Here is a 12,901-nt window from a genome sequence, read left to right as displayed (position 1 = left end):
CAACCCCGGCGCCGCCGGTCGCGTCTCTTCCGGAGGACTCCGCGCCCGGCGGACGCAGGGAGGGCTCATGAGCACCGGCGACACCCAGGGCGGCGACCGGCGCGCTGCCGTCGTCGTCGGCGGGGGCCTCGCCGGGGTCACCGCCGCGCTCGAACTCGCCGACGCCGGGCTCCAGGTGACCCTCCTGGAGGGCCGCCCGCGGCTCGGCGGGCTCGCCTTCTCCTTCAAGCGCGGCGACCTCACCGTCGACAACGGCCAGCACGTCTACCTGCGCTGCTGCACCGCCTACCGGTGGTTCCTCGACCGCGTCGACGGCGCCGAGCTGGCGCCCATCCAGGACCGGCTCGACGTACCCGTACTCGACGTGGCCCACGCCAAGGGACCGCGCCTCGGCCGGCTGCGCCGAAGCGCCCTGCCCGTGCCCCTGCACCTGACCGGCTCCCTGGCCCGCTACCCCCACCTGTCCCTCGCCGAGCGCGTCAGTGTCGGCCGCGCCGCCCTCGCGCTGCGCCGCCTCGACCCCTCCGACCCGGCCCTCGACGGCCTGGACTTCGCCACCTGGCTCGGCCGCTACGGCCAGTCCCCGCGCGCCATCGAGGCCCTGTGGGACCTCATCGGCATCGCCACGCTCAACGCCACCGCCGAACACTCCTCGCTGGGCCTGGCCGCCATGGTCTTCAAGACCGGCCTGCTCTCCGAGAACGGCGCCGCCGACATCGGCTGGGCCCGCGTACCGCTCGGCGACCTGCACGACACGCTCGCCCGCAAGGCCCTCGACGCGGTGGGCGTACGGACCGGGCTGCGCGCGCGGGTCACCGCCATCTCCCGTACCCCCGAAGGGAACTGGCGGGTCGACACCGAGGACGAGTCCTTCGACGCCGGCACCGTCGTCCTCGCCGTCCCGCAGCGCGAGGCGCACGGACTGCTCCCGGCCGGGGCACTGGCCGACCCAGACAAGCTCCTCGACATCGGCACCGCGCCCATCCTCAACGTCCACGTCGTCTACGACCGCAAGGTGCTCAAGGCACCCTTCTTCGCGGCGCTCGGCTCCCCCGTGCAGTGGGTCTTCGACCGCACCGACTCCTCCGGGCTCCCCGACGGCGGCCAGTACCTCGCGCTCTCGCAGTCCGTCGCCCAGGACGACATCGACGAACCCGTCTCCGTCCTGCGCGCCACATACCTGCCCGAGCTGGAGCGGCTGCTGCCGGCCGCGCGAGGCGCCAAGGTACGGGACTTCTTCGTCACCCGGGAGCGGACGGCCACCTTCGCCCCCACCCCCGGCGTCGGCCGGCTGCGCCCCGGCGCGCGGACCGACACGCCGGGGCTCTACCTTGCCGGTGCGTGGACTGCCACCGGTTGGCCCGCGACCATGGAGAGCGCCGTCCGGAGCGGACTGAGCGCGGCGCACGCCGCACTCGCCGCGCTCGGCCGTCCCCGCGCACACCCTCTGCAGGAGGCGGCATGACGACGACCACCAGCACGACCGGCACAGCACGTACAGGAACAAGAGGAGAGCCAGTGAACCCGGGGAATCCGGCTGTCGAGAACACGGATGCCAGTGCGGGCACAGCCGGCGGGGGAGTGGAGAAGGCGGACACGCTCGCCCTCCTGGAGCGCGGCCGCACGCTGTCGACGCCCGCGCTCCGCGCCGCCGTCGACCGGCTCGCGGCGCCCATGGACACCGTCGCCGCCTACCACTTCGGCTGGATCGACGCCCAGGGCAACCCCGCGGACGGCGACAGCGGCAAGGCCGTCCGGCCCGCCCTCGCGCTGCTCTCCGCCGAGGCCGCCGGCGCCTCCGCCGAGGTCGGCATCCCGGGCGCCGTCGCCGTCGAGCTCGTGCACAACTTCTCGCTGCTGCACGACGACCTGATGGACGGCGACGAGCAGCGCCGCCACCGCGACACGGTGTGGAAGGTGCACGGCCCCGCCCAGGCGATCCTGGTCGGCGACGCCCTGTTCGCCCTCGCCAACGAAGTCCTGCTGGAGCTCGGCACCGTGGAGGCGGGGCGCGCGGCGCGCCGGCTGACCACGGCCACGCGCAAGCTCATCGACGGGCAGGCGCAGGACATCTCCTACGAGCACCGCGAGCGCGTCAGCGTCGAGGAGTGCCTGGAGATGGAGGGCAACAAGACCGGCGCCCTCATCGCCTGCGCGGTCTCCATCGGCGCGGTGCTCGGCGGTGCGGACGACCGTACGGCCGACAAGCTGGAGGAGTACGGCTACCACCTGGGCCTCGCTTTCCAGGCCATCGACGACCTGCTCGGCATCTGGGGCGACCCCGAGTCCACCGGCAAGCAGACCTGGAGCGACCTGCGCCAGCGCAAGAAGTCCCTGCCCGTCGTCGCCGCCCTCGCGGCCGGCGGCGAGGCCTCGGTCGAACTGGGCCGGCTGCTCGCCGCCGACGCCAAGAGCAACGACTTCGAGAACTTCTCCGAGGGGGAGTTCGCGGCCCGCGCGGCGCTCATCGAGGCGGCCGGCGGCCGCCAGTGGACCGCCGACGAGGCGCGCCGGCAGCACGCCGTCGCGATCAAGGCCCTGGACGACGTCCACATGCCGCAGCGGGTCCGCGACCAGCTCGTCGCGCTGGCCGACTTCGTCGTCGTACGCAAGAGGTGAACGCCGCCCGCAAGCGGATATGACTCGCGAGTCGCCGGCCGGCGCCACTCCTTCGGACCGAAGGTGCGGCGCCGGCCGACGGCAGACCCCAGCACAGCAGAGGACAGACTGCACGAAGGGGAAGCCATGACAGCGACGACCGACGGCAGCGCCGAGGGCGCTGGTGCTGGCAGCGAAACCACCCCGGGCGCCCCGCCGCCCGGCCGGGTGGGCGTGAGCGCGCTCACGGACCGGCCTGCCGGCCCGATGCCGCAGCAGAGCGACCCCGGCCGGGCGGCGGCGGCGGCCGGCCCGCGGGTCGCCGCGGCTCCGCCCGAACCGCCGGACGGGTACGGGCCGGAAAGGGTCCGGGAGGCCGCCGCGCGCGCCACCCGGCACCTGCTGGAGCGGCAGGACCCCGAGGGGTGGTGGAAGGGCGACCTGGAGACCAACGTCACCATGGACGCCGAGGACCTGCTGCTGCGGCAGTTCCTGGGGATCCGGGACGAGGCCACCACCCAGGCCGCCGCCCTGTTCATCCGCGGCGAGCAGCGCGACGACGGCACCTGGGCCACCTTCCACGGCGGACCGCCCGAACTCTCCGCCACCATCGAGGCGTACGTCGCCCTGCGCCTCGCCGGGGACGCGCCGGACGCACCGCACATGTCCCGGGCCTCCGCCTGGATCCGGGCCCACGGCGGGATCGCCGCCGCCCGGGTCTTCACCCGGATCTGGCTGGCCCTCTTCGGCTGGTGGAGCTGGGACCACCTCCCCGAAATCCCGCCCGAGCTGGTCTTCCTGCCGCCCTGGGTCCCGCTGAACATCTACGACTTCGGCTGCTGGGCCCGCCAGACCATCGTCCCGCTCACCGTGGTCTCCGCGCTGCGCCCCGTCCGCCCCGCGCCCTTCGCCCTGGACGAGCTGCACACCGACGCCCGGGCACCGTATCCCGCCAAGCCGCTTGCCCCGGCGGCGAGTTGGGACGGCGCCTTCCAGCGGATGGACAAGGTCCTGCACGTCTACCGCCGGTTCGCCCCGCGCCGGCTCCGCAAGGCGGCCATGGACAGCGCCGCCCGGTGGATCATCGAGCGCCAGGAGAACGACGGCTGCTGGGGCGGGATCCAGCCACCCGCCGTGTACTCCGTGATCGCCCTGCACCTGCTCGGCTACGACCTCGGCCACCCCGTGATGCGGGCCGGCCTGGAATCCCTGGACCGGTTCGCGGTGTGGCGCGAGGACGGGGCCCGCATGATCGAGGCCTGCCAGTCCCCGGTCTGGGACACCTGCCTCGCCGCGATCGCGCTCGCCGACGCGGGCCTGCGCCCCGACCACCCGGCGCTGGTCAAGGCCGCCGACTGGATGCTCGGCGAAGAGATCACCCGCAGCGGGGACTGGGCGGTGCGCCGGCCCGGACTCGCCCCCGGCGGCTGGGCGTTCGAGTTCCACAACGACACCTACCCCGACATCGACGACACCGCCGAGGTCGTCCTCGCGCTGCGCCGCATCAAGCATCCCGACCCGGCCCGCGTCGAGGCGGCGATCGCCCGGGGCGTCTCCTGGAACCTCGGCATGCAGTCGAAGAACGGGGCGTGGGCCGCCTTCGACGCCGACAACACCAGCCCCTTCCCGAACAAGCTGCCTTTCTGCGACTTCGGCGAGGTCATCGACCCGCCCTCGGCCGATGTCACCGCCCACGTGGTCGAGATGCTCGCCTTCGAGGGCAGGGCGGGCGACGCCCGCGCCCGCTGCGGCATCGCCTGGCTGCTCGCCGCACAGGAGCCGGACGGATCCTGGTTCGGCCGCTGGGGCACCAACTACATCTACGGCACCGGATCGGTGGTCCCCGCCCTGACCGCCGCGGGCATCGCCCCGTCGCATCCCGCGATCCGGCGGGCCGTGCACTGGCTGGAATCCGTACAGAACGAGGACGGCGGGTGGGGCGAGGACCAGCGCTCCTACCAGGACCGGTCGTGGGCCGGGAAGGGCGCCTCGACCGCCTCGCAGACCGCGTGGGCGCTGATGGCCCTGCTCTCGGCCGGCGAACGGGACGGCAAGGCCGTCGAACGGGGCATCGACCACCTCGTCCGGACGCAGGCCGGGGACGGATCCTGGTTCGAGCCCTGGTTCACCGGAACCGGCTTCCCCTGGGACTTCTCCATCAACTACCACCTGTACCGCCAGGTGTTCCCGCTCACCGCGCTCGGCCGCTACCTGTACGGGGAACCGTTCGCCCCCGCCGGGGGTGCCTGATGTCCGCGGCCAGGGGCGACAGAGCCGGGAACCCGGGCCCGCTGCTGGTCGCCTGCGCGCTGCGCATCGAGCAGGCGGCCCTGCGCAGCGCGGCCCGCGGCGCGCCGGAGGCCTACGGGCTGCTGCGCACCGGCATGGGCCCGCGCGCGGCCGAACGGGCCGTCGGCCGGGCCCTGGAGCGCCCGGGGATGGACCGGGCCGCCGTCCTCGCAACTGGATTCTGCGCCGGACTGGTCCCCGGCATGCACCCCGGCGACCTGGTCGTCGCCGAGGAGACCCGGGACCCGCAGGGGGCCGTCCCCTGCACCGGCACCGCCCTGCTCGCCGAGGCACTGGCCCGGGCCGCACCCGGCCGCACCGTGCACCTCGGCGCACTGACCCGATCCGACCACGTCGTCCGCGGCCAGGAGCGCGCGCAGCTGCGCGCCACCGGCGCCATCGCCGTCGACATGGAGTCCGCGGCCACCCTGTGGACCGCCACCCGCGGCGGCAGCCGTCCGGTTGCGGCCGTCCGGGTGATCGTGGACGCTCCGGAGCACGAGCTCGTCCGTATCGGCACGTTTCGCGGAGGAATATCGGCCTTCCGTGTCCTGCGTGCCGTACTGCCCGCGTTCTATGACTGGCACCGTTCTTTGCTGCTCCCCAGGAGGTGAGCCAGATGGCCATGCCGCTGCGCCAGACCATCAGGGTCGGGACCTATCTGCTCGAACAGAAGCTCCGCAAGCGTGAGAAGTTCCCCCTGATCGTCGAGCTGGAACCGCTCTACGCCTGCAACCTGGCCTGTGAGGGGTGCGGGAAGATCCAGCACCCGGCCGGAGTGCTCAAGCAGCGCATGCCGGTCGCCCAGGCGGTCGGCGCCGTGTTGGAGTCCGGCGCACCCATGGTGTCCATCGCGGGCGGCGAGCCCTTGATGCACCCGCAGATCGACGAGATCGTGCGCCAGTTGGTGGCCAGGCGGAAGTACGTCTTCCTCTGCACCAACGCGATGCTCCTGCGCAAGAAGATCGAGAAGTTCACCCCGTCCCCGCATTTCGCCTTCGCCGTGCACATCGACGGCCTGCGCGAACGCCACGACGAGTCCGTGGCCAAGGAAGGCGTCTTCGACGAGGCGGTCGCGGCCATCAAGGAGGCGAAGCGGCGCGGTTTCCGGGTGACCACCAACTCCACCTTCTTCAACACGGACACCCCGCAGACCATCATCGAAGTACTCAACTACCTCAATGACGACCTCCAGGTGGACGAGATGATGATCTCGCCCGCCTACGCCTACGAAAAGGCCCCCGACCAGGAGCACTTCCTGGGTGTCGAACAGACCCGCGAACTCTTCAGGAAGGCCTTCGCGGGCGGCAACCGGCGGCGCTGGCGGCTCAACCACTCGCCGCTCTTCCTCGACTTCCTGGAAGGAAAGGCCGATTTCCCCTGCACGGCCTGGGCCATTCCGAATTACTCCCTCTTCGGCTGGCAGCGCCCCTGCTATCTGATGAGCGACGGATACGTGCCGACGTACCGGGAGCTGATCAACGACACCGACTGGAGCAAGTACGGCCGCGGAAAGGACCCGCGCTGCGCGAACTGCATGGCGCACTGCGGCTACGAGCCCACCGCCGTCCTCGCCACCATGGGGTCGCTGAAGGAGTCGCTGCGGGCGGCCCGCGAGACCGTGGGCGGGAACCGGGACAAGTCGGCATGACGCCGGCGGAGAAGGCGGAGCAGGCCGAACAGGCCGAACAGGGCGAGCGCGGCCCTGGCAAGGGCTTCGATCTCGGCGCCCTGCTGGCCGAGCGCGGCGGCGAGCGGTACGAGCTGCACGCCCGCCACCTCAACCACCAGCTGCCCCGGATGCTGCACACCATCGGCTTCGACAGGGTCTACGAACGGGCCGAGGGCGCCCACTTCTGGGACGCCGAGGGCAACGACTACCTCGACATGCTGGCCGGTTTCGGAGTGATGGGCCTGGGCCGGCACCACCCCGTCGTCCGCCGTGCGCTGCACGACGTCCTGGACGCCCAGCTCGCCGACCTCACCCGCTTCGACTGCCAGCCGCTGCCCGGGCTGCTGGCCGAGAAGCTGCTCTCCTACAGCCCGCACCTGGACCGGGTCTTCTTCGGCAACAGCGGCACCGAGGCCGTGGAGACGGCCCTGAAGTTCGCCCGGTACGCCACCGGGCGGCCCAGGATCCTCTACTGCGACCACGCCTTCCACGGGCTCACCACGGGATCCCTCTCGGTGAACGGGGAAGGCGGCTTCCGGGACGGCTTCGCGCCCCTGCTCCCCGACACGAAGATCGCGCTCGGCGACCTGGCCGCCCTGGAGCGGGAGCTGGGGCGCGGGGACGTGGCCGCCTTCGTCGTCGAACCGGTCCAGGGCAAGGGGGTGCTCGCCGCCCCGCCCGGATTCCTGTCCGCCGCGCAGGAGCTGCTGCGCCGGCACAAGGCCCTGCTGATCGCGGACGAGGTGCAGACCGGCCTGGGACGTACCGGGGACTTCTACGCGTACCAGCACGAACCGGGAGTGGAGCCGGACCTGGTGTGCGTGGCCAAGGCCCTCTCGGGCGGCTACGTGCCGGTCGGCGCGACCCTGGGCAAGGACTGGATCTTCAAGAAGGTCTACTCCTCCATGGACCGGGTGCTCGTGCACTCCGCGAGCTTCGGCTCCAACGCGCAGGCGATGGCGGCCGGGCTGGCGGTGCTGTCGGTCATGGAGGACGAGGAGGTCGTGGCCAACGCCCGGGCGATGGGCGACCTGCTGCGCGGGCGGCTCGCGGCCCTGGTGGACGAGTACGAGCTGCTGCACGAGGTGCGGGGGCGCGGGCTGATGATCGGCATCGAGTTCGGCCGGCCGTCCTCGCTGGGGCTGCGCAGCCGGTGGGCCATGCTCCAGGCGGCCCGCAAGGGGCTCTTCGCCCAGATGGTCGTGGTGCCGCTGCTCCAGAAGCACCGGATCCTCACCCAGGTGTCCGGAGACCACCTGGAGGTCATCAAGCTCATTCCGCCGCTGATCGTGGACGAGCGGGACGTCGACCGGTTCGTCGGCGCCTTCCGCGAGGTCATGGACGAGGCGCACGGCGGATCCGGCCTGATGTGGGACTTCGGCAGAACGCTGGTGAAGCAGGCCGTCGGCAACCGGTGAGGGCCTGACGGCCTGCCGGGGCCCTGCCGGGGCGTGAGGTGTCAGTGGGCCGGAGGGGCGCTTCGGCGCGCGCCTCCGGCCCGGGGCCTCAGTCGAGCAACCGCCCGCGGAGGCGGTCGAGGGTCTCGGGGGTGAGCCCCAGGCCCTGCGAAAGGTAGCGGTCGACTCCGCCCCAGATCTCCTCCATGGTGTCGAAGGCCGCGACCAGGTACTCGGCGCGGGCGTCGAAGAGCGGCGCGAGCAGCTCCATCACCTCGGGGGAGCGGGCCTCGGCCGACTGGCTGCTGCGGCGTACCCGGTAGCGGTTGCGCGGGGCGTTCGACTCCAGGTAGTCCGCCACGATCGCCTCGCGCGGGACGCCGAGCGCGAGCAGGGTGACGGCGATCGACAGGCCGGCCCGGTCCTTGCCGGCCGCGCAGTGCAGCAGGGCCGGGACACTGTCCTCGGCGAGGGCGTGCACCACCCGGCTGTGCTCGGCGGTGCGGTGCCTGATGATCCCGCGGTACGAGTGGGACATCCGGGCCGCTGCCTTGCCGTCGCCCAGGAGCGAGCGGAGCTGGTCGAGGTCGCCGTCGCGGACCAGCTTCCAGAACTCCCGGCCGTCGGCCGGATCCGACAGCGGGATGTTGACGTTGCGCACGCCGGGCAGCGCCACGTCCGGCCCCTCCAGGGCGTGGTCGGCCGCGTTGCGGAAGTCGAAGACGGTGTGCAGGCCGAGCGAACCGAGGAATTCTGCATCGGTTTCGGTGGCATGTGCGAGATGTCCGCTTCGGAACAGTCGTCCCGAACTGACCCGCCGCCCGTCAGATGTCGGCAATCCGCCCACATCCCGGAAATTGCGCACTCCGGTCAGCTCCGGCTCCGGCTGCGGACGCACCGGCGGGGCCGGGGGTATCTGCTGGGTCAAGGAACTCCTCCGCTTCGTCGTGAGTGTCCGAATTGCACTACTTGGCGCCAACTTGCCATAAGCGGAGGCGAGATCGGGCACGTCCCCGTGAGCCAGATCATACGGTGACCGTGAGTGCCTGATCGCTAAAGCCGAATGGCCCGGCCGGGGCGGCTGTTGACGGTGGGGAATGGACGGAGGGTGACCGGAATTCCATCGATCTCTCATCCCCGCGATTCTGTTGGGAAATTCATGGCTTGTTACGCGCGGCCGAACTCGATTACCTTCGCGATCGATCCGGGTGGACCGCCGAATCCTGCCGCCACCCGGGAACCGCACCCGACTATTCACGCGCGCGGCAGGAGCGGGGGAACCAGGTAAGCCGCCGATCCGGATCTCCGAATCCGGGACGGCTCGGGGTGAAGTCGTACATGGTCCGTTCGTGGACGACCGGACATCTCCAGTCCGAACCCGACAGCTCACCTCGCAGGCGCCGGAGAGGAATTCGACATGCCTGCAAAGGGCAAGCACCGCCGTCCCAAGTCCCTCTCGATATCCCGCGGCTTCGCCGCCGCCGGCACCGGTGGCGCGGCGCTCGCGCTGCCCCTGCTGGGTGCCGCCGGCGCCCACGCGGCCGGCGCCCCGGCCGCGGCTGCGGCCTCGGCGTCCGCGGTGGCCGCCGCCCCCGCCCCCGCCGCGGCCCCGCAGGTTCCGGCCGCGCACCAGGCCGCGCCGACCGTGTACACGGTCGTGCCGGGCGACTACCTCTCCAAGATCGCCGCCGAGCGCCACCTGGCCGGCGGCTGGGAGCGGCTGTACGCCGACAACCGCGAGGCCGTCGGCAGCAACCCCTCCCTCATCCACCCCGGTCTGAAGCTGACGCTCGGCGCGAAGGGCCGGTCCGCCCCGGCCGCCGAGCCCGCCCCGGCCGAGGCTGCCGCTCCGGCCGAGGCCTCCTCCGACGAGGCTGCCTCCGACGAGGGCTCCGCAGACGAGCAGGAGGCGCCCGCCGCCGCCCCCGCCCCGCAGCCCAAGCAGGCCCAGAAGCCGAAGGGCACCGGTTCGTCCACGGAGGCCAAGGCCCCCAGTGCCGCCGGCTTCGTGGCCCCGGTGGGCGGTGGGATCTCCACCCAGTACAAGACCCCCGGCGCCATGTGGTCCTCCGGCTACCACACCGGCGTCGACTTCATCGCGAGCTCCGGCACCACCGTCAAGGCCGTCGGCGCGGGCACCGTCGTCTCCGCCGGATGGGGCGGCTCGTACGGCAACGAGGTCGTCATCCGGCACGCGGACGGCAACTACTCGCAGTACGGCCACCTGTCCTCGCTCTCCGTCTCGGTGGGCCAGAGCGTCACCGCCGGCCAGACCATCGGCCTCTCCGGCTCCACGGGCAACTCGACCGGCCCGCACCTGCACTTCGAGATCCGCACCGGACCGTCCTACGGCTCGGACATCGACCCGCTCGCCTACCTCCGTTCCAAGGGCGTCAGCATCTGACGGCACCCGCCGTCGGAGCGCGGACACACGTGAGGCCGGGACCCGAGGGGGGTTCCGGCCGCACGTGTACTTATTCCTTACCCCCCAGGTGGTATAGATCACGGTCCGTCAACCCCTCATTACGTTGGCGTAGGTTGGTGGCGGGAGTGAAGGATGTCGTCGTGGCAGCGACGACGACGAAACTCAAGACCATCGGCTCGTACGCGGCGATCGGGGACAGCTTCACCGAAGGCGTGGGGGACCCGGGGCCCGGGGATTCCCATCTCGGCTGGGCGGACCGGCTCGCCGTGCTCCTGGCCGACCAGCGCGACGAGCACGACTTCCGTTATGCGAACCTGGCCGTGCGCGGCCGGCTCCTCGACCAGATCGTGGCCGAGCAGGTGCCGCGCGCCAAGGAGCTCGCCCCGGACCTGGTGAGCTTCTGCGCGGGCGGCAACGACATCATCCGGCCCGGCAGTGACCCCGACGACGTGGCGGAGCGGTTCGAGGCCGCCGTCGCCGACCTCACGGGAGCGGTCGGCCGCGTCATGATCACCACCGGCTTCGACACCCGGGGCGTCCCGGTCCTCAAGCACCTCCGGGGCAAGGTGGCGACGTACAGCGCGCACGTCCGCGCCATCGCCGACCGCTACGACTGCCCGGTGCTCGACCTCTGGTCGCTGAAGTCCGTACAGGACCGGCGGGCCTGGGACGCCGACCGGCTGCACCTGTCGCCGGAGGGTCACACGCGGGTCGCGCTGCGCGCCGCCCAGGTGCTCGGGCTGGAGGTGCCCACCGACCCCGACCAGCCGTGGCCGCCGCAACAGCCGCGCGGCTCGGTGGACGTGACCCGGGACAACATCCAGTGGGCACGCGAGCACTTGGTGCCGTGGATCGGCCGGCGGCTGCGCGGGGAGTCCTCCGGGGACCACGTGGAGGCGAAGCGGCCGGACCTGCTCCCGCTGTAGGCGGGGCGGGAGGGGAGCGGGGGCCGCAAGCGGAATCCTTGGGGGCACGTGTGCGTTGGGATGGTCGTAGACCGACGACCATCCTGACCCCTTCCTCCCAGGAGGCGCCTTGACCGGCTCCAGTCCCCTGCGCCCTCGGCTGCGTGCCCTGCGGCCCGAAGCCTTCGGCGCGGACCCGTCCGGCGCCCGGCTGGAGCGGATCCGCCGCTCGCCGAACTTCGCCGACGGCGTCTTCCAGAATCCGGTCGGTGCCCGGACCAGGCCCTCCGGGTCGATGAAGGAGTTCGCCAAGATCTACTTCCAGAAAGAGCAGCGCCTGCGGCGCAGCCCCGGCGCGCCGATCCCCGTGTACCCGACCACCCTCGCGGAGCTGGCGAAGCCGCCGGCGAGCGGACTGCGGCTGACCTGGATGGGCCACTCCAGCGTGCTCGCGGAGATCGACGGGCGCCGGGTGCTCTTCGACCCCGTGTGGGGCGAGCGGTGCTCCCCCTTCCCCTTCGCCGGGCCCAAGCGGCTGCACCCGGTACCGGTGCCGCTGGCCTCGTTGGGGAAGGTAGACGTCGTGGTCATCTCGCACGACCACTACGACCACCTCGACCTCCCCACCATCAAGGACCTGGCCGGTACGGACACGGTCTTCGCCGTCCCGCTGGGGGTCGGCGCACACCTGGAGCGCTGGGGCGTGCCGGCCGACCGGCTGCGCGAGCTGGACTGGAACGAGACCGCCAAGGTCGCCGGCCTCTCGCTGACCGCGACTCCCGCCCGGCACTTCTGCGGACGCGGGCTGCGCAACCAGCAGCACACCCTGTGGGCCTCCTGGGTGGTCGCGGGCGATGAGCACCGGATCTACCACAGCGGGGACACCGGCTACTTCCCCGGCTTCAAGGAGATCGGCGCCGAGCACGGGCCCTTCGACGCGACGATGATCCAGATCGGCGCGTATTCGGAGTACTGGCCCGACATCCACATGACGCCCGAGGAAGGCATGCGCGCCCACCTCGACCTCCAGGGCGGCGTCCCGCACGGCACGATGCTGCCGATCCACTGGGGCACCTTCAACCTGGCCCCGCACCCGTGGGACGAGCCGGGCGAGGGCACCCTGGCCGCGGCCGAGGGAGCCGGGGCGGCGGTCGCCCTGCCGATTCCGGGCCAGCCGTTCGAGCCGGGCACCGCGGAGGCCCCCGCGAAGCCGTGGTGGCGGCCGTTCGTGGCGGGCGGCCCGGCCGCGGCGGGCCCGACGCCGACCCTGGCTCCGGCCCAGGGTCTGACGCCGGCCCCGGTCTCGGTCTCGGCCTCGGTCCCGGTCGCCGTGGAGCAGCCGCAGGGGATGGCCCGGGAGGAGCCGGAGGCCGTCGGCTCGTAGCCTCGGGGCGACCCCGGGGCAGGGACGGTTCCGGCGGGGCCGGGTGCGCGCCGGGGCACCTCCTCGGGCGCCGAACGTGGCCAGGGGTCGGGACAGTTCCGCGGGACTGTGTTCGGCGCCCTGCGGGGGCGCCCCGGCACACACCCGGCCCCGCCGGAACCTGGGCCGTGTCCCGGCTACCGCCGGCGGCCCGCGTCCGGGGGCGGATCCGGCGCACCGGGGCCGGCCCCG

The 12,901-nt window shown here is 72.6% G+C and carries 10 protein-coding genes and 1 riboswitch; of the genes, 9 read left to right on the top strand and 1 reads right to left on the bottom strand.

The genetic code is table 11. The features are described 5' to 3' along the window. Nucleotides 1-67: 67 nt before the first annotated feature. The 6 genes from hpnE to J7E94_RS30805 all read left to right on the top strand — a co-directional run bounded on the left by hpnE (nt 68) and on the right by J7E94_RS30805 (nt 7,977). A complete protein-coding gene (gene hpnE, locus J7E94_RS30830; protein ID WP_215020104.1) occupies nt 68-1,465 on the top strand; it encodes a hydroxysqualene dehydroxylase HpnE in 1,398 nt (465 codons plus the stop codon). 53 nt (nt 1,466-1,518) lie between these two features. Further along, nucleotides 1,519-2,619: a polyprenyl synthetase family protein gene (locus J7E94_RS30825; protein ID WP_374224517.1), complete on the top strand. Its 1,101-nt coding sequence runs from the start codon at nt 1,519-1,521 to the stop codon at nt 2,617-2,619. A 246-nt stretch (nt 2,620-2,865) separates the two neighbouring features. Next, nucleotides 2,866-4,848 carry a squalene--hopene cyclase gene (gene shc, locus J7E94_RS30820; RefSeq protein WP_215020142.1) on the top strand — a complete coding sequence of 661 codons (1,983 nt, stop codon included), beginning with the start codon at nt 2,866-2,868 and terminating at the stop codon, nt 4,846-4,848. Then, entirely contained in the window at nt 4,848-5,501 is a 654-nt protein-coding gene (locus tag J7E94_RS30815) for a 1-hydroxy-2-methyl-2-butenyl 4-diphosphate reductase (RefSeq protein WP_215020103.1), read from the top strand. The genes shc and J7E94_RS30815 overlap by 1 nt, the downstream gene beginning before the upstream one ends. Nucleotides 5,502-5,506: 5 nt before the next feature. After that, complete coding sequence (gene hpnH, locus J7E94_RS30810; protein WP_215020102.1) at nt 5,507-6,538, top strand: adenosyl-hopene transferase HpnH; 1,032 nt, start codon at nt 5,507-5,509, stop codon at nt 6,536-6,538. Continuing rightward, nucleotides 6,535-7,977 carry an aspartate aminotransferase family protein gene (locus tag J7E94_RS30805; RefSeq protein ID WP_215020101.1) on the top strand — a complete coding sequence of 481 codons (1,443 nt, stop codon included), beginning with the start codon at nt 6,535-6,537 and terminating at the stop codon, nt 7,975-7,977. The genes hpnH and J7E94_RS30805 overlap by 4 nt, the downstream gene beginning before the upstream one ends. 88 nt (nt 7,978-8,065) lie before the next feature. Here the strand turns inward: J7E94_RS30805 and J7E94_RS30800 are convergent, their stop codons facing one another. Beyond that, on the bottom strand, nt 8,066-8,884 hold the full coding sequence (locus tag J7E94_RS30800) for a tyrosine-protein phosphatase (protein WP_215020100.1): 819 nt from the start codon (nt 8,882-8,884) through the stop codon (nt 8,066-8,068). 309 nt (nt 8,885-9,193) lie between these two features. Beyond that, a riboswitch (cyclic di-AMP (ydaO/yuaA leader) is annotated at nt 9,194-9,369 on the top strand. A 4-nt stretch (nt 9,370-9,373) separates the two neighbouring features. Here J7E94_RS30800 and J7E94_RS30795 point away from each other — a divergent pair. From J7E94_RS30795 to J7E94_RS30785, 3 genes are all read left to right on the top strand, one after another. Further along, nucleotides 9,374-10,360 (top strand): LysM peptidoglycan-binding domain-containing M23 family metallopeptidase, encoded by a 987-nt coding sequence (locus J7E94_RS30795; protein ID WP_215020099.1) that lies wholly within the window; start codon nt 9,374-9,376, stop codon nt 10,358-10,360. Between the two features lie 161 nt (nt 10,361-10,521). Further along, the gene (locus J7E94_RS30790; protein WP_215020098.1) at nt 10,522-11,307 is read left to right on the top strand and encodes an SGNH/GDSL hydrolase family protein; all 786 of its coding nucleotides are present in this window, start codon (nt 10,522-10,524) and stop codon (nt 11,305-11,307) included. 109 nt (nt 11,308-11,416) lie between these two features. Next, on the top strand, nt 11,417-12,670 hold the full coding sequence (locus J7E94_RS30785) for an MBL fold metallo-hydrolase (protein ID WP_215020097.1): 1,254 nt from the start codon (nt 11,417-11,419) through the stop codon (nt 12,668-12,670). The last annotated feature ends 231 nt before the right edge of the window (nt 12,671-12,901 follow it).

Origin of the sequence: Streptomyces sp. ISL-94, assembly GCF_018614075.1 — a bacterium.
Taxonomy (GTDB): domain Bacteria; phylum Actinomycetota; class Actinomycetes; order Streptomycetales; family Streptomycetaceae; genus Streptomyces.
Note: the sequence above shows the minus strand (reverse complement) of the source record. Positions and strands in the feature narration are given on the sequence as shown.